Source organism: Roseomonas sp. GC11 (genome assembly GCF_024437745.1).
Lineage (GTDB): Bacteria > Pseudomonadota > Alphaproteobacteria > Acetobacterales > Acetobacteraceae > Pseudoroseomonas.
Genome location: NZ_JANFNY010000011.1, coordinates 11,715 through 27,174, shown reverse-complemented (window position 1 = coordinate 27,174; position 15,460 = coordinate 11,715). Strand labels below are relative to the sequence as shown.

Here is a 15,460-nt window from a genome sequence, read left to right as displayed (position 1 = left end):
TGCAAGACTTCTCAGGGCTGACCAGCATCCACGCTGACGGTGCGGATGGCCTGCGCCTCGATGCCATGCCTGCGCAGGATGGCGCCATAAGTGCCATTATCAACGAGCCTTTGCAGCGAGGCGGCGATGGCATCGCGCAGCGCCACGGACTCCTTCGGGAAGGCCAGCCCCGAGAGGTTGTCGGTGATGGGCTTGCCCACCGCCACCCAGTTCTCCGGCTCGGTGCGGGCCAGGTGGGCGACGAATTCGGCGCCGAGGATGGCGCCCTGGGTGCGTTCCTGGCGCAGGTCGGTGCGCGAGGCGGTGGCGCCATTGCTGCCCACCACCTGCATCGGTGCCTTGCCGGCACAGGCCTTCTCGCTCCAGGCCTGGGCCGAGGGGAAGTAGTTGGTGAAGCGCGGCGTGGAGACGGATTTGCCACAGAAATCGGTGGCCTCGCGGATGGAGGCGGCCAGGGCGCGGGTGGTGAAGAGCTGCCCGCCGGTGGTGATGTAGTCCACGAAGCTCATCTTCTCACGCCGCGCCGGCAGGTCGGTCATCGAGGTGCCGCTGAAGTCGATGCGGCCGGTGGCGATGGAGTTGATGATCTGCTCGAAGGACATTTCCTCCCAGCGGATCTCGATGCCGAGATCGCGCCCGATGGCGGTGACGAGATCGACATTCACGCCGCGCCGCTCATTGGTCTCCGGGTCCTTGTAGGCCATGGGCGGATAGGTGGCCTCGATGCCGACGCGGAGGAAGCCGGCGGCGCGGATGGCCTCCGGCAGGCTGGCGGTCTGCTGGGCCGCGGCAGGCTGGGCGGCCGGCAGGGCGCCGGCCAGCGCCACGGCCAGGCCCGCCGCCAGGATACGCTTGAAGGACATCATGCGAAGTCTCCTGAAGGATGTGCCGTGGTCGTGACGCGGTCGCAGAGGCGGGGAGGCCGGTTCAGCCGGCCTTCTGCTCGCAGGCGATGAAGTGCGACGCGATCTCTTCCCCGGTGGTGATCCACACATCGCCATAGGCGCGGGCATGGGTGAGGAAGTCGCGCAGCAGGCGCAGGCGCATGGGGCGGCCGCTGCATTGCGGGTGCAGCACGGTGGTGGCCATGGCGCCCCAGTCGCGCAGTTCGGCGAGTTCGTCGGTCCAGAGCGAGAGGACCTGTTCGCGCGTCAGCAGGGTGTGGCGGCTGTAGCGCTGGGAGAGGCCGAGCAGCCAGTCGTCATAGCTCGCCGTCACCGGCAGTTCGACCAGCCCCGGCGTGCCATCGGCGAGGCGGTGGCGGTAGGGCCGCACATCGTCGCGGAAGGAGGAGGTGTAGACCAGCCCGCGTTCCTTCAGCAGGACGCGGAGTTCCTCGCAGAACTCGCCGGAGGGGGCGCGGTAGCCCTTGGGCACCACGCCGAGGCGGCGCTTCAGCGCCTCCAGCCCGCGATCCACCTCTTCCACCAGCATCGGGTCGCCGGGCTGGGGCATGACGTGGTGGAAGCCGTGGTGGCCGATCTCGTGCCCATCCTTCAGGATGGCCTCGCACATCGCCGGATGCGCCTCGACGGACCAGCCGGTGATGAAGAAGGTGGCCTTCAGCCCCTGCTGGCGCAGCAGCTCCAGCAGCTTCGCCGTGCCGACGCGGGCCTCGTAGCCGCCGAAGGACATGGTGACCAGCTCGCCGTAGCGGGCGGGGTCCTTGGCCGTCCAGGCGGTTTCGGCATCGACGTCGAAGGAGAGGAACATCGCCGCCTGGTGGCCCGCCGGCCAGGGGTATTCCGGCGCCAGCGGCGCGCGGTTGGCGGGCAGCAGCGGCAGGGCGTCGAGCCCTGCCTTCAGCGCGGGATCACTCACCGGCATTGACCTGGATCTCCGGGATCTTCGACGGCGCCAGCTGCCACTTCTCGGCGAGGCGGGCATAGGTGCCATCGGCCTGGAGGGCCTTCAGCGCCTCGACGAGGGCCTGCTGGAGCTTCGCCTCGTCCTTGCCGGTGGCGATGCCCATCAGGGTGTAGCGCACCGGCTCGCCGACGGGGGCGTAGGTGTTGGGCTCCAGGCCCATGATGTAGGGCAGCGTCTCGCCGCCCTGCATGGCGGCGTCGATGCGGCCCTGGCGCAGCTGGGTGCGGGCGTCGGCGGAGCCTTCCGTCGGCACGTATTCGATCGCCGGGCGGCCCTTGGCGACGCAGTTGGCGTCACTGAAGGCCTTGATGTCGTTCGGCAGGGCGGTGCGGCGGCTGGCGCCCACCTTCTTGCCGCACAGCGCCTCCGGGTTGGGGAATTCCGCCGCGCGGCTGGCCTGGGTGAAGAACTGGCTGCCCGAGCGCAGATAGTCGATGAAGGTCGCCGTCTCCTGGCGCGACTTCAGGTCGGACATGCCGGAGAGGATGATGTCCACGCGGCCGGTGCGCACCGAGGCCAGCATCTGGTCGAAGCTGGTTTCCTGCCACTGCATCTTCACGCCGAGCTTCGCCGCGATGGCCTCGCCCAGCTCGACATCGAAGCCGGTGAGCTGGTTGGTCTGCGGGTCGCGCATTTCGAGCGGCGGGTAGTTCGGCACGATGGCGGCGATGATGGCGCCGCGCGATTTGATGTGCGACGGCAGCTCCGCCGCCCCGGCGGCGAGGGAGGCCAGCAGCGGCAGGGCGAGCGCGGTCGCGGCCAGCAGCGTTTTCCTGAACATGATCCTGTTCCCTTCAGGCGATGACAGCGGAGAGGAAGGCTTTCAGCCGGGCTTCCCGCGGATTGCCGAGCACCTCGGCGGCCGGGCCGGATTCGACGATGGCGCCGCGGTCCATGAAGACCACGCGGTCCGCCACCTCGCGGGCGAAGCCGAGCTCGTGGGTCACCACGATCATCGTCATGCCGGAGGCGGCGAGTTCCTTCATGGCCGCCAGCACCTCGCCCACCAGCTCGGGGTCGAGGGCGCTGGTCGGCTCGTCGAAGAGCATCAGGCGCGGCTTCATGGCCAGGGCGCGGGCGATGGCCACGCGCTGCTGCTGGCCGCCGGAGAGCTGGGCCGGATAGGCGCCGGCCTTGTCGGCCAGGCCCACGCGGGCGAGCAGCGCCTGCGCCTCGCGCGCCACCTCGGCGCGGGGGCGGCCCTGCACCTGCACCGGGCCTTCCAGGATGTTCTCCAGCGCCGTCATGTGCGGGAAGAGGTTGAAGCGCTGGAACACCATGCCGGTGGCGAGGCGCTGGCGCGCGATCTCCTTCTCCGGCAGGCGGTGCAGGCGCGTGCCCTCGATCCGCCAGCCGGTCAGCTCGCCATCGACCCAGATGGCGCCGCTGTCGATGGTGACAAGCTGGTTGACGCAGCGCAGCAGCGTCGTCTTGCCCGAGCCGGAGGCGCCGATGATGCACAGCACCTCGCCCGCCCGCACATCGAGGGAGACGCCGTCGAGCGCCTGGAAATCACCGAATTTCTTGCGGACATCGACGATGGAGACGAGGGGGGAGACGAGAGGGGAGACGAGAGGGGGCTGGCTCATCGGGTGCCTCCCGTGCCGCGGGCGAAGCGGCGTTCCAGCAGCATCTGGAGCGGCGTCAGGATGGAGACGATGATCAGGTACCAGATGGCGGCGACGATCAGCAGCTCGATGACGCGGGAATTGGCGTAGTAGATGTTCTGCGCGGCGTGCAGGATCTCGGCGAACTGGATGACGCTGGCGAGCGAGGTCAGCTTCACCATGCCGATGAACTCGTTGCCGAGTGGCGGGATCACCACCTTCATCGCCTGCGGGAAGATGATGCGGCGCAGCGCCTTCAGCCGCGTCATGCCGATGGCCTTGGCGGCCTCATACTGCCCGGCATCGACGGAGAGCATGCCGGCGCGGATCACCTCGGAGGTATAGGCCCCCTGGTTGATGCCGAGGCCGAGCAGGGCGGCGAGCGCCGGCGTCATCACATCCACCGTGCGGACCGACCACTCCCCGAGGCCGAGGCGGGGGAAGATCAGCGCCAGGTTGAACCACAGCAGCAGCTGGAGGATGACCGGCGTGCCGCGGAAGAGCCAGGCGTAGCCCATGGCCACGCCCTGCAGCACCGGGTTGGGCGACATGCGCATCACCGCCGTGACGACGCCGAGCGCGATGCCGAGGGCCATGGCGCCGAAGGTCATCCACAGCGTGTTCACCAGCCCGGCCATGATGGCCGGGGCGGTGAAGAAGCGGCCGACGAAGGCCCATTCGATCTGCCCCACCGCGAAGGCGCGCGCGAGCGCGGCCAGCAGCAGCAGGATGGCCGCGACCGCCGCCCAGCGCCCCCAGTGGCGGTTGGGGACATGGGTGTAGTGGGCGATGTCCGGTGGAGAAGGAGAAGTCTGGCCCTGCGCCATCGGCCTCAGCCCACCTTGCGGGCCGGCTTCTCGGCGCCGGTGCGGCTGGTGATCAGGCCATACATCTCGGGCCGGCGGTGCTGGGCGAAGTTGAACATCTTCTCCTTGCCCTGGGCGCAGAGGTCGAGGTCGCAATCGGCCAGGATCACCTCATCGGCCAGGGTCTTCGCCTCGGCGACGATGCGGCCATTGGGATCGACGATGCAGGAGCCGCCGATCAGGCCCGAGCCATCCTCATCCCCCGCCTTGGCCACGGCCACCGCCCAGGCGGCGTTCATATAGGCGTTGGACTGGGCGGAAAGCTGGGAATGGAAGGTGCGCAGCCCGGCATCCTCCGTCTCGCCGCCATTGGGGTCGTAGGCGGCGGAGTTGTAGCCGACCAGCAGCATCTCCAGCCCCTGCAGGCCATAGACGCGCCAGGCTTCCGGCCAGCGGCGGTCATTGCAGACCAGCATGCCGAGCACCGGCGCGCCCCAGCCCTCCGGGCCGTAGAAGGCGGGGAAGCCGAGGTCGCCATATTCGAAATAGCGCTTCTCCAGCTGCTGGAAGCGCGCATTGGGGCGCGGCTCGACGGAGCCGGGCAGGTGCACCTTGCGGTATTTCTGCAGGATGGCGCCATCCGGCCCGACGGTGACGGCGCTGTTGAAGTGCTTCCCCTCGGGCGTCTTCTCGGCATAGCCGACATAGAAGCCGACGCCGAGTTCGCGGGCGCGGTCGAAGAGCGGCTGCGTCGCCGGGCCGGGCAGCTCCGTCTCGAAATAGGTGTCGAGTTCCGCCCCCTCCAGCAGCCAGCGCGGGAAGAAGGTGGTGAAGGCGAGCTCGGGGAAGACCACCAGCTTCGCGCCCTGCGCCGCCGCCTGCTCCAGCAGGGCGATCATGCGGGCCAGGGTCTGCGGGCGGCTGTCCTTCCGTTGTGTGGGGCCCATCTGGGCCGCGGCGACGCGCAGGATACGGGGCATGGGGGCGACCTTCGTCTGAGCCGCCCGCGCGGGGCGGCGATGCGGCGGAGGATCGCACAGAAAGCAGGCCTATCAATCATTTTCTTAATGATTTATCGCGGAACCTTATTCAGTTCATTTATACTCTGCCCAGATCGTGACCCTACTCCCTCCCCCTGCTCCCTCCCCTCCCCGACCTGATTCATGACCTGCCCGCATGACCTGCCCGCATGACCCTGCGCCAGCTTGAGATCCTCCGCGCCCTGCTGCGCCACCAGACCACCATGGCGGCCGGCCGGGTGCTCGGCATGTCGCAGCCCGCCGTCAGCCACGCGGTGAAGCAGATGGAGGCGCAGCTCGGCTTCCCCCTCTTCGAGCGGGTGAACAACCGCCTCTACCCCACCGAGGCGGCACGGCTGATCCACGCGGAATCCGAGAGCCTCTTCGCCCAGCACGCGGCGCTGGAGGCACGGCTGCAGGAATTGCGGCAGGACAAGACGGGGCGGCTGCGCCTGCTCGCCACGCCGCCGCTCGGCCATGGCGTCATCCCGGCGGCGCTGCGGCGGATGCTGGCGCGCCAGCCGCGGCTGCGCATCACCTTCGATGTCCGCCGGCTGGACGAGGTGGTGGAGGGGGTGGAAAGCGGCGTGGCCGAACTCGGCTTCGGCATCAGCCTGGAGGAGCGGCCGGGGCTGACGCTGCGCCCGCTGGCGGCGGCGCGCATGGTCTGCGTCGCCGTGCCCGACCACCCGCTGATGCGCGAGGCGGTGGTGACCCCGGCCCTGCTCCGCCCCTGGCCGCTGATCGCGCTGGAGGCCGGCACGCGCATGGGCGCCGCCCTGCGCGCCGCCTTCCTGGAAGCGCGCGAACCCTTCCAGCCCGCCGTCGAGGTCCGCTATGGCGACACCGCCCGCGTCCTGGCCGAGGCCGGGGTGGGGGTGGCGGTGATCGACCCCTTCTCCGCCGGCAACCGCCGCCAGCCCCTGGCGGCGCGGCCCTTCGAGCCGGCCATCCCCTCCCACGCCGTGGCGTTCTTCTCCAGCCGCCTGCCGCTCTCACGCGGGGCGGAGGCCTTTCTGCGCGAGATCCGCGCCCTGCTCGGCCAGGCCCCCGCCGACGCCCTGGAGCCGCCCCGGCCTGAGTGAGGCATCAGAATGGGGCTGCTCCCCCCTGATGCCCCAACCCTCGCGCGATCTTCATCACATCGAAATCTATCTCGCGGAATCTCCCCCGGTGGCCGCCGGCCGTCGCGGGCCCATCCGGGGGAAAGCCGCCGATGTTGCACAACCCTGTCTCGCCCCTGACCGGCCGGCCCGCCGGGCTGCGCCGCGGCCGCGCCGCGCGCGGCAGCCTGGAAAAACATGCCAATCCGCTGATCTCCCTCATTTCCGTGCTGGCGGCCGTGGCGGCGCTGACCCTCGCCCTGGTGCCGCCCGCCAGCCACTTCCTCGCCGGCCGCGCCCGGCAGGAAGGCGAGCTCACCGCCCGCGCCAGCCTGCTCGCCTTCCAGGTCTCCCGCCGGGCATGGCTGCTGGAGGAGCCGGGCGGCCAGCGCGGCCTCGCCCAGATCCTCAGCCCCGCCGCCAGCGACAGCACGGCCGAATACCGCCTCCTCCTCGCCCCCGACGGCACGCCCCTGATGGCCTTCCCGGAGGAGGAAAGCCTGCCCTGGCCCCGCATCGCCCACAGCGCCCCGGTGCTGGTGGAGGACAAGGTGGTGGCCCAGGTGCGCGTCATCCGCTCCCTGCGCGAGGAGCTGGAACACACCGCCCTCATCGCCCTGGGCTGCGGCGCGGTCGGGCTGCTGGCCTTCCTGCTGCTGCGCATGCTGCCGATGCGCCTGCTCGACCAGGCGATGAGCCGCGCCGCCTACCTCGCCGCCCATGACACGCTGACCGGCCTCGCCAACCGCGCCAGCTTCCAGGAGCGCCTCGCCCGCGACCTCCGCGAGGCCGAGGCCACGGACAGCAGCGTCGCCCTGCTCTATCTCGACCTCGACCGCTTCAAGGAGGTCAACGACACCCTCGGCCACAGCGCCGGCGATGCGCTGCTGCGCGAGATCGCCCACCGCATGAGCCAGGGGCTGCGCGCCAGCGACACCCTGGCCCGCCTCGGCGGCGACGAATTCGCCATCATCCAGACCGGCGCCACGCAGCCCGAGGCCGCCACCGCCCTGGCCGAGCGGCTCATCCAGCTCCTCGCCCCGCCGGTGGACCTCAGCGGCAACCAGGTCAGCGCCGCCGTCTCCATCGGCATCGCCCTCAGCCTGCCCGGCCAGCGCCCCAATGCCGCGCAGCTCGCCCATGACGCCGATATCGCCATGTATCAGGCCAAGCAGGCCGGGCGCGGCTGCCACCGCCTCTTCGCCCCTGAGATGAACCAGTGCCTGGAGGAGCGCCGCGCCATGGAGCGCGACCTCCGCCGCGCCCTCGCCCGCCAGGAATTCCACCTCGCCTACCAGCCGCTGGTCGACCTCCCCACCGGCCGCGTCATCGGCGCCGAGGCCCTGCTGCGCTGGAACCGCCCCGGCCACGGCCCCGTGCCGCCCGACCGCTTCATCCCCCTCGCCGAGGAAAGCGGGCTGATCAGCCAGATCGGCTTCTGGGTACTCGCCGAGGCCTGCCGCGAGGCCACCTCCTGGCCCGAGCATATGAGCGTCGCCGTCAACGTCTCCGCCGTGCAGTTCCGCGGCGGCGGGCTGGCCGAGGTGGTCGAGGCCGTGCTGCGCAGCTACGCCCTGCCGGCCAGCCGCCTGGAACTCGAAATCACCGAGACCGCCCTGCTCCAGGACACGGACGAGGTCATCGCCACCCTCAAGCGCCTGCGCGTCCTCGGCGTGCGCATCGCCATGGATGATTTCGGCACCGGCCATTCCAGCCTGGGCTACCTCAGCCGCTTCCACTTCGACAAAATCAAGATCGACCGCAGCTTCGTCCAGGCCATGGCCGAGGACGTCAACGCCCGCGCCATCATCCATTCCATGGTCGGCCTCAGCAACACCCTCGGCATCCGCGCCCATGCCGAAGGGGTGGAATACCCCGAACAGGCCGAATTCCTCCGCCAGGAGGGCTATGCCGAGGTCCAGGGCTGGCTCTATGGCCGCCCCGTCCCCGGCCCGGAATTCGCCGCCCGCTATATCTCCGCCCCCGCCCCGCAAGAGGGAGGTTGACGCGGCACCGCTTTCCGGCGCACCTGCCGGGCCATCCACACCAAAGCCCGGACCCATATAGCGTGATGACCGAACTGGCCTTCCACAACAGCGCCACGCGCCAGCGGGAGACCTTCTCCCCGCTCGACCCGCAGCATGTGCGCCTCTATGTGTGTGGCCCCACGGTCTACGACCTCGCCCATCTGGGCAATGCCCGCCCCGTCGTCGTCTTCGACGTGCTGGCCCGGCTGCTGCGCCGCCTCTATCCGCGCGTCACCTATGTCCGCAACATCACGGACGTGGATGACAAGATCAACGCCCGCAGCCTGGAAAGCGGCGAGCCCATCGCCGCCATCACCGCCCGCACCACGGCGGATTTCCACCGGGACATGCAGGCCATCGGCTGCCTGCCGCCCGATGAGGAACCGCGCGCCACCGACAACATCGCCCAGATGATCAGCCTCATCGAGCGGCTGATCGCCAATGGCCATGCCTATGCGGCGGAAGGGCATGTCCTCTTCTCCGTCTCCAGCTTCCCCGGCTATGGCGCCCTCTCCGGCCGCTCGCCGGAGGAAATGCTGGCCGGCGCCCGCATCGACGTCGCCCCCTACAAGCGCGAGGCGGGGGATTTCGTGCTGTGGAAGCCCTCCAGCGACGAACTGCCCGGCTGGGACAGCCCCTGGGGCCGTGGCCGCCCCGGCTGGCACATCGAATGCTCCGCCATGTCCTGGCGCTACCTCGGCACGGATTTCGACATCCATGGCGGCGGGCACGACCTGATCTTCCCCCACCATGAGAACGAGCTGGCGCAGTCCGTCTGCGCCTTCCCCGGCTCGCGCTTCGCCCATACCTGGCTGCACAACGGCATGCTGCTGGTCGATGGGGAGAAGATGTCGAAGTCGCTCGGCAATTTCCTCACCGTGCGCGACATCCTCCAGCGCGGCCCCTGGGCCGGCGAGGCTTTCCGCCTGCTGCTGCTCAAGACCCATTACCGCGCCGCCCTGGACTACACGGCAGAGCGGCTGGAGGAAGCCAAGGCGGAGCTGGACGATTTCTACGCCCTGCTCGCCCGCGACCTGCCCGCCCCGGCGGAGGAGGACGCGCTGGTGGCCGACATGGCCGCCTGGGCGCTGGAGCCGCTGGGGGATGACCTGAACACCCCGCTCGCCATCGCCCGCCTGCGCGACCTGCGCACGCTGGAGAATGTGGCGACCGTCGGCGGCTCGGCCACCACCGTGCTCGGGCGCATCGGGCGCGACTGGCAGCCGGCCTCCGGGCAGGCCGCGGCGGCGCTGCGGCAGGCGGCGGCGGTGCTCGGCCTGCTCGGCGGCGATGCCAAGGCGTGGCGCCAGGGCGAGGCGGGAGACAGCGCCGCCATCGAAGCCGCCATCCAGGCCCGCCTCGACGCCCGCAAGGCGAAGAACTGGGCCGAGGCCGACCGCATCCGCGCCGATCTGCTGGCCCAGGGTGTCATCCTGGAGGATGGGCCCGGGGGGACCACCTGGCGTAAGGCCTGAAGGCTGGGGAGGCGCCGCCTCCCCAAGCGAAAAGAAAATTCTCTGGGGAGGCTCCGCCTCCCCAGACCCCTCCGCCGGGGTGGCACGGCCACCCCGGACCCCGCGATCCGTCAGGCTGGGATCAGCCGGCGCGTCAGGCGGGCCAACAGGGCGCCGGTGGCCGCGAGGCCGACCCAGAGCGCGGGGCGCAAGCCGAATTCCACATCGAGATTCGCCTGGAGCACCGGCAGGGGCGGGACGCCCGTGGCCACGGCATACCAGCCGGCTTCCAGCAGGGCCGTGCCCAGGGCCGCCGCCACGGTCAGCACGGCAAGGCGCGGCAGGGAGGGGGCGGCACCCTTCGGGGCCAGGGCGCGGTAGCCCATCAGCCAGAGGAACAGGCCGGCCATCAGCACGGCCTCGGTCACGTCGATCTTGGATTGCAGGGCGAAATGCACCGCCCCCAGCAGCGCGATGGGATAGGCCAGCCGGTGCAGCCCCTGCCAGCGCCGCCCGCCCAGGCGCTTCACCCAGCCATCGGTCGAGGTCACCCCCAGCGCCACCAGGCCCAGCAGCGCCACGAAGCCGATGGTCAGGTAGATGCGCAGCACGATCTCACTGGCCGCCTTGGCGAGATCCCATTTCAGGTCCAGCGCGTAGAGAACGAGGTGGAGCAGCGCATAGGCCAGCGCCGCCACCCCCACCATGCGGCGCACCAGCATCAGCCGCGGCCAGCGCAGCATCTGCCGCAGCGGCGTGACCAGCAGCGACAGCCAGAGGATGCGAACCGCCCAGAGGCCGGACCAGTGGATGGCCTCCATCACCGGCCGCCCGCCCAGTTCGCCGCGCGCCGCCCACCAGCCCAGCAGCAGCGCCGGCAGGCAGAGCAGGGCCAGCACCCCCGCCTTCAGCGGGGAGAACCGCCCCTGGCGATCCCACCAGGGCATGGGCAGGGCAAGGCTCAGGGACATGACAGCTCCGGCATGGGCATGGCCGCTATGTGGCGCCGCCGCGGGGAAGCGCCAGCGCGGGTTACATTTTGCCGGGAAATCTCCCTTGCCTTGCCCCAGGGGGAAGCCGCCATGTGAGGATGGCCCCAACGGAACCACCCCAGTGGAACCACCCCAGCGGAACATCCCGAAGCGGGATATCCAAGGAGCCTCGCCATGACCCCTGCCCTTCGCGCCCTGGCGCTCTGTCCCCTGCTGCTGGCCGGCCCGGCCCTGGCCCAGCAGCAGCACCAGCACGCCACCCCGGCCCCCACCGCGCGCGGCCCCGCCACCGCCGAGTTCGAGGCGGCCAACCGCCGGATGCACCAGGACATGGCCATCCGCTATTCCGGCGACGCGGATCGTGACTTCGCCGCCGCCATGATCCCGCACCACCAGGGCGCCATCGACATGGCCCGCATCCAGCTCCGCCATGGCAGGGACCCTGCCCTGCGCCGCATGGCGGAGGAGATCATCGCCGCCCAGGAGAAGGAAATCGCCGAGCTGCGCGCCTTCCTGGCGAAGCCGCGCTGAGCCATCGGGGCTTTCGCGGCCGGCGCCGGGCGGCTATCGGGGGCGGCTGATGCTTGCAGCCCGAAGGATGACCCGCCCATGACCGGCCGCGAAGGTGGTGCCGACCTCAAGCCCATGCCCGGGGAAAGCCCGATCGTCGTGCTGGTGCGCCCGCAGCTGGCGGACAATATCGGCGCCACGGCGCGGGCCATGGCCAATGGCGGGCTGTTCCACCTGCGCCTCGTCGCCCCGCGCGATGGCTGGCCGCAGGAACGGGCCTGGTATGTCTCCTCCGGCGCGCAGCGCATCCTGGAGGCCGCCACGGTGCATGAGACGGTGGCTGATGCCGTGGCTGACTGCCACCGCGTCTTCGCCACCTGCCCGCGCCCGCGCCATGTGGTCATCCCCGTCTGCACCGCGCGCGGCGCCGCCACGGAACTGGTGGAGATCTGCCAGACCCGCGGCCTGCGCAGCGCCATCCTCTTCGGCCCCGAGCGCGCGGGGCTGGAGAATGACGACATGGCCTGTGCCGACACCCTGGTCCGCTATCCCCTGAACCCGGACCATATGTCGCTCAACCTCGCCCAGGCCGTGATGATCCTGTCCTATGAGTGGTGGAACGCCGCCGTGGACCGCACGCCGCCGCGCCAGCTGATGACCAACGAAACTCATGTGGCGACAAAGGGCGAGCTGGAGATCTTCCTCAACCGCCTGATGGGCGAGCTGGATGCCAGCGGCTTCCTGGACAACAGGCCGAAGCGCCCCGGCATGGTGCGCAACCTGCGCCACTGGTTCCAGCGCGGCGAGGTAACGGAGCAGGAGCTCCGCACCCTGCACGGCGTGGTGACCGAGCTTTCCCGTGGCCGCATGCAGCGCGGCCGCCCCCCCGAACAGGACCCCCCCCCGCCCTGGACGGAATAAAACCGAAGGCGGGGTTCGGGGGGACCCTGTCCCCCCGATGGAGGGGTTTGGGGAGGCAAAGCCTCCCCAAGGCCTACACCTCCCGCACAAACCCCATTTTCATCAGCCAGACCACGCCACGCAGCGCCCCCCGACGCCCTTCTTCCGGCAGAATTGCCTCCACCGCGACCGGCCCGGCCTCCTGAATCCTGCGCAGCAGCGCCGCCAGCCCTTCCGCCTCCAGCCCGCCCGCCCCCGGATGCAGCCCCCCCGGCAGGGCGGCCAGGGCGGCGATCTCCCCCACCGCCTCCGGATCGGCCCGCAGGAGCATCCCCGCGCGCAGCGGCGTGGTGGCGTAATGCGCGAAGGCCACGCTGGGGTCGGCATAGCGCGGCTCCGGCCGGGCGGCCTCCGGCGGCGCGGCGGCGCGGCGGGCCGCAAGCTCGGCCCAGAGCGCCTGATACTGGCCGATCACCACGCGCCAGTCGAACACCGCCCGCGCGCGCTGCCGGGCCGCCTCCCCCATGCGCCGGCGCAGCTCCGGGCTGGCGGCCAGGGCGGCGAAAGCCTCGGCGGCGGCGGGGATATCCACCGCCACGAGTTGCGTGGTGGCCGCCAGGTAATGATCGTAATTCACCGCCCCCGCCGCGTGATGCAGGGCGAGATCCGCCGCGCTGCCCACCGGCACCATGCGCGTCGGGATGCGGAAGCCATCCTCGCCCTGGCGCACCGTATCCCGGAAGCCATCCCAGTCGCTGACCACCACCGGCAGGCCGGCGGCCATGCCCTCCACCGGGGCGAGGCCGAAGGTCTCCTGGATATTATCCGCCAGCAGGGTGAAGACATCCGCAGCCGCCAGCAGCCCCAGCCGCGCCGCCGGCGGACGCGCATCGGCGATACTGAAAGAAACCTCCGGCGCCAGGGCGGCGGCCATGGCGCGGTGGGCCTGCTCCTGCCCCTCATGCGCGAACCAGCCACCCAGCACGGCATGCAGCGGCGGCATGCCCGGCCGCCGCGCCGCCCGCCCCAGCGCGGCGAAGAGCGCCGCCGGATGCGCCTTGGCGTGCCAGGAGAGCCGCCCCAGCATCAGCACCGCCACCGCACCGGGGGCGATGCCCAGCCGCTCCCGCCATTGGACGCGGGCGCCCTCGGGCGGGGCCAGGGCATCGCATTCCACGCCCAGCGGGATGACAGGCAGTTCCGGCAGGGGGCCGCGCGCGGCCATCGGGTCGGCGCGCTCCTGCTCCAGCAGCACGCGCACCGTGCCCGCCACCGCGCGGGAGGTGCAGATCAGCGCATCCCAGGGGCGCAGCGGGCCGGAGGGGAGATCGGCGATCGCCGCCATCGCGGCGTGGGAGGCGGTGGTGTGCGTCACCCCAACGATCGAATAGGCCGTGGCGCCGGCGAAGCGGCGCAGCCGGGCCGCCGCCGCGATGTCCGGGCCGGGCAGCATCAGCGTGCCGAGCCGCGCCAGGGCGCCCAGGCGGTGCGGCGGAATGGCCTCCAGCGGCATCGCCGCGCCATGGCGGCGGGCGAGTTCGGCGAAGACCGGGCCATCCTCGGGGGCGATCAGATAGGCCGCCAGGCGGTCCACCCCGGAATGGCGGATGAAACCGCGGAGAAAACCCTCGCCCGCCGCATGGCGGCCCATCAGGCGCGGGCGGTCCGTGCGGAAGCCATCCGCCGCGAAGCCAATCGCGGCATTGGGGGGAATCGGAAGGGGCATGAGGGAAAGTAGCAAAAAGCGAGAAAGAAACCGGGGGAGAATGAATTCTCCCCCGGGCCCCCTCTTCTTTTTTCTGCCGGTTTTTAGCCGACGCTGCGCGTCAGCGTCCGCAGGGTGACGAATTCCTCCGCCGCCGTCGGGTGGATGCCGATGGTGCGGTCGAAATCCTCCTTCGTCGCACCGGCAACGATGGCCACCGCGATGCCCTGCATGATCTCCGCCGCGTCCTCGCCCAGCATATGCGCGCCCAGCACACGCCGGGTGCGCTGGGAAACCACCAGCTTCATCAGCGTCTTGCGCGGCTGCTTGCTGATGGTGTGGCGCATCGGGGTGAAGCGCGCCATGTAGATGTCCACCGGGCCCTGCGCCGCCGCCGCCGCCTCGGTCAGCCCCACCATCGCCGCCGGGGGAGAGGTGAAGACGGCCGTCGGCACATTCTCGAAACTGGCCGCGCGCGGGCGGCCGCCGAACAGCGTATCCGCCAGGGCATGGCCCACCGCCGTCGCCACCGGGGTCAGGTTGAGCTGATCCGTCACATCGCCAATGGCGTAGATATGCGGCTGGGCCGTGGCCTGCGCCGCCGTCACCGGAATGGCGCCGGAGCGGCCGGGCGCGATGCCCGCCTTCTCCAGCCCGAGGCCCGCCGTATTGGGCACGCGGCCGGTGGCGAACATCACCTGATCCGTCTCCAGCACCGCGCCGGAGGTGGTGGTCAGGCGCAGGCCGCCCTCCCCCTGCTCCAGCCGCGCCGGGCTCTGGCCGGGATGCAGGCGGATGCCCTGGTGGGCCAGGGCCTCGGCCATCGCCTCGCGCAGATCCTCGTCAAAGCCGCGCAGCGGCAGGGGCTGGCGGTAGAGCAGGTCCACCTCCGAGCCCAGCCCCTTCAGCAGCGAGGCGAATTCGAGCGCGATATAGCCGCTGCCCACCACCACGATGCGGCGCGGGCGCTCCTTCAGGGTGAAGAGGTCGTCCGAGACCAGGCCCAGCTCGGCGCCCGGAATATCGGGCCGGACCGGCTTGCCGCCGGTGGCGATGACGATGCGCTCCGCCGTCACCCGCTGCCCGCCGACATCGAGCGTGTGCGGGTCGAGGAAGGTGGCGCGGGCGTTGAAGCTGGTGACACCGGCATTGCCCAGCAGCCGGCCATAAATGCCGTTCAGCCGCGCCACCTCGGCATCGCGGGCGGCGGCGAGCACCGCCCAGTCATGCCCGCGCGCCTCCATCTCCCAGCCAAAGGCCCCGGCCTCGCGCGACCACTGCCCGTATTCGGCGGCGTGGACCATGATCTTCTTCGGCACGCAGCCGACATTGACGCAGGTGCCGCCCCAGAAGCGTTCCTCGGCCACACCCACCCGCGCGCCATGCCCGGCCGAAATGCGCCCGCAGCGCACGCCGCCGGACCCGCCCCCGATGACGAAGAGGTCGAAATCATAGGCGCTCATGCGAG

The 15,460-nt window shown here is 70.9% G+C and carries 14 protein-coding genes; 5 read left to right on the top strand and 9 right to left on the bottom strand.

The features are described from left to right. Positions 1-11 precede the first annotated feature (11 nt). From NON00_RS05235 to NON00_RS05210, 6 genes are all read right to left on the bottom strand, one after another. Complete coding sequence (locus tag NON00_RS05235) at positions 12-866, bottom strand: transporter substrate-binding domain-containing protein (RefSeq protein WP_256018127.1); 855 nt, start codon at positions 864-866, stop codon at positions 12-14. Between the two features lie 61 nt (positions 867-927). After that, entirely contained in the window at positions 928-1,827 is a 900-nt protein-coding gene (locus NON00_RS05230) for a polysaccharide deacetylase (protein WP_256018125.1), read from the bottom strand. Further along, positions 1,814-2,650 carry an ABC transporter substrate-binding protein gene (locus tag NON00_RS05225; protein ID WP_256018123.1) on the bottom strand — a complete coding sequence of 279 codons (837 nt, stop codon included), beginning with the start codon at positions 2,648-2,650 and terminating at the stop codon, positions 1,814-1,816. The genes NON00_RS05230 and NON00_RS05225 overlap by 14 nt, the downstream gene beginning before the upstream one ends. A 13-nt stretch (positions 2,651-2,663) precedes the next feature. Then, entirely contained in the window at positions 2,664-3,458 is a 795-nt protein-coding gene (locus NON00_RS05220) for an amino acid ABC transporter ATP-binding protein (protein WP_256018120.1), read from the bottom strand. Next, on the bottom strand, positions 3,455-4,303 hold the full coding sequence (locus NON00_RS05215; RefSeq protein WP_256018118.1) for an amino acid ABC transporter permease: 849 nt from the start codon (positions 4,301-4,303) through the stop codon (positions 3,455-3,457). The genes NON00_RS05220 and NON00_RS05215 overlap by 4 nt, the downstream gene beginning before the upstream one ends. A gap of 5 nt (positions 4,304-4,308) precedes the next feature. Then, on the bottom strand, positions 4,309-5,262 hold the full coding sequence (locus NON00_RS05210) for an N-carbamoyl-D-amino-acid hydrolase (RefSeq protein ID WP_256018116.1): 954 nt from the start codon (positions 5,260-5,262) through the stop codon (positions 4,309-4,311). Between the two features lie 209 nt (positions 5,263-5,471). On the opposite strand from NON00_RS05210, the gene NON00_RS05205 reads away from it, so the two are divergent. The 3 genes from NON00_RS05205 (at position 5,472) to cysS (ending at position 9,906) form a co-directional block, all read left to right on the top strand. Further along, on the top strand, positions 5,472-6,386 hold the full coding sequence (locus NON00_RS05205) for a LysR family transcriptional regulator (protein WP_256018113.1): 915 nt from the start codon (positions 5,472-5,474) through the stop codon (positions 6,384-6,386). 131 nt (positions 6,387-6,517) lie between these two features. Next, positions 6,518-8,410: a bifunctional diguanylate cyclase/phosphodiesterase gene (locus NON00_RS05200; RefSeq protein WP_256018111.1), complete on the top strand. Its 1,893-nt coding sequence runs from the start codon at positions 6,518-6,520 to the stop codon at positions 8,408-8,410. A 65-nt stretch (positions 8,411-8,475) separates the two neighbouring features. Then, on the top strand, positions 8,476-9,906 hold the full coding sequence (cysS, locus tag NON00_RS05195; protein ID WP_256018109.1) for a cysteine--tRNA ligase: 1,431 nt from the start codon (positions 8,476-8,478) through the stop codon (positions 9,904-9,906). A gap of 110 nt (positions 9,907-10,016) precedes the next feature. Here cysS and NON00_RS05190 read toward each other — a convergent pair whose 3' ends face one another. Further along, positions 10,017-10,856: a sulfite oxidase heme-binding subunit YedZ gene (locus tag NON00_RS05190; protein WP_256018106.1), complete on the bottom strand. Its 840-nt coding sequence runs from the start codon at positions 10,854-10,856 to the stop codon at positions 10,017-10,019. Positions 10,857-11,051: 195 nt separating this feature from the next. Between NON00_RS05190 and NON00_RS05185 the strand changes: the two genes are divergently transcribed. Together NON00_RS05185 and NON00_RS05180 are read left to right on the top strand one after the other, a co-directional pair. Next, positions 11,052-11,408, top strand: a complete 357-nt coding sequence (locus NON00_RS05185; RefSeq protein ID WP_256018104.1) for a DUF305 domain-containing protein — start codon at positions 11,052-11,054, stop codon at positions 11,406-11,408. Between the two features lie 78 nt (positions 11,409-11,486). Then, on the top strand, positions 11,487-12,308 hold the full coding sequence (locus NON00_RS05180) for an RNA methyltransferase (RefSeq protein WP_256018101.1): 822 nt from the start codon (positions 11,487-11,489) through the stop codon (positions 12,306-12,308). 73 nt (positions 12,309-12,381) lie between these two features. On the opposite strand, the gene NON00_RS05175 is transcribed toward NON00_RS05180, so the two are convergent. Together NON00_RS05175 and gorA are read right to left on the bottom strand one after the other, a co-directional pair. Further along, positions 12,382-14,013 (bottom strand): glycosyltransferase family 4 protein, encoded by a 1,632-nt coding sequence (locus tag NON00_RS05175; RefSeq protein WP_256018099.1) that lies wholly within the window; start codon positions 14,011-14,013, stop codon positions 12,382-12,384. Between the two features lie 83 nt (positions 14,014-14,096). Next, positions 14,097-15,455: a glutathione-disulfide reductase gene (gene gorA / locus NON00_RS05170; RefSeq protein ID WP_256018096.1), complete on the bottom strand. Its 1,359-nt coding sequence runs from the start codon at positions 15,453-15,455 to the stop codon at positions 14,097-14,099. Positions 15,456-15,460 lie beyond the last annotated feature (5 nt).

Bases quoted from the DNA above. Each gene is read 5' to 3' on its own strand.
- NON00_RS05230 (WP_256018125.1), bottom strand. From the start codon at position 1,827: ATGCCGGTGAGTGATCCCGCGCTGAAGGCAGGGCTCGACGCCCTGCCG.
- cysS (WP_256018109.1), top strand. From the start codon at position 8,476: ATGACCGAACTGGCCTTCCACAACAGCGCCACGCGCCAGCGGGAGACC.
- NON00_RS05220 (WP_256018120.1), bottom strand. From the start codon at position 3,458: ATGAGCCAGCCCCCTCTCGTCTCCCCTCTCGTCTCCCCCCTCGTCTCC.
- NON00_RS05235 (WP_256018127.1), bottom strand. From the start codon at position 866: ATGATGTCCTTCAAGCGTATCCTGGCGGCGGGCCTGGCCGTGGCGCTG.
- NON00_RS05175 (WP_256018099.1), bottom strand. From the start codon at position 14,013: ATGCCCCTTCCGATTCCCCCCAATGCCGCGATTGGCTTCGCGGCGGAT.
- NON00_RS05200 (WP_256018111.1), top strand. From the start codon at position 6,518: ATGTTGCACAACCCTGTCTCGCCCCTGACCGGCCGGCCCGCCGGGCTG.
- NON00_RS05205 (WP_256018113.1), top strand. From the start codon at position 5,472: ATGACCCTGCGCCAGCTTGAGATCCTCCGCGCCCTGCTGCGCCACCAG.
- NON00_RS05180 (WP_256018101.1), top strand. From the start codon at position 11,487: ATGACCGGCCGCGAAGGTGGTGCCGACCTCAAGCCCATGCCCGGGGAA.
- NON00_RS05210 (WP_256018116.1), bottom strand. From the start codon at position 5,262: ATGCCCCGTATCCTGCGCGTCGCCGCGGCCCAGATGGGCCCCACACAA.
- NON00_RS05225 (WP_256018123.1), bottom strand. From the start codon at position 2,650: ATGTTCAGGAAAACGCTGCTGGCCGCGACCGCGCTCGCCCTGCCGCTG.
- gorA (WP_256018096.1), bottom strand. From the start codon at position 15,455: ATGAGCGCCTATGATTTCGACCTCTTCGTCATCGGGGGCGGGTCCGGC.
- NON00_RS05185 (WP_256018104.1), top strand. From the start codon at position 11,052: ATGACCCCTGCCCTTCGCGCCCTGGCGCTCTGTCCCCTGCTGCTGGCC.
- NON00_RS05215 (WP_256018118.1), bottom strand. From the start codon at position 4,303: ATGGCGCAGGGCCAGACTTCTCCTTCTCCACCGGACATCGCCCACTAC.
- NON00_RS05190 (WP_256018106.1), bottom strand. From the start codon at position 10,856: ATGTCCCTGAGCCTTGCCCTGCCCATGCCCTGGTGGGATCGCCAGGGG.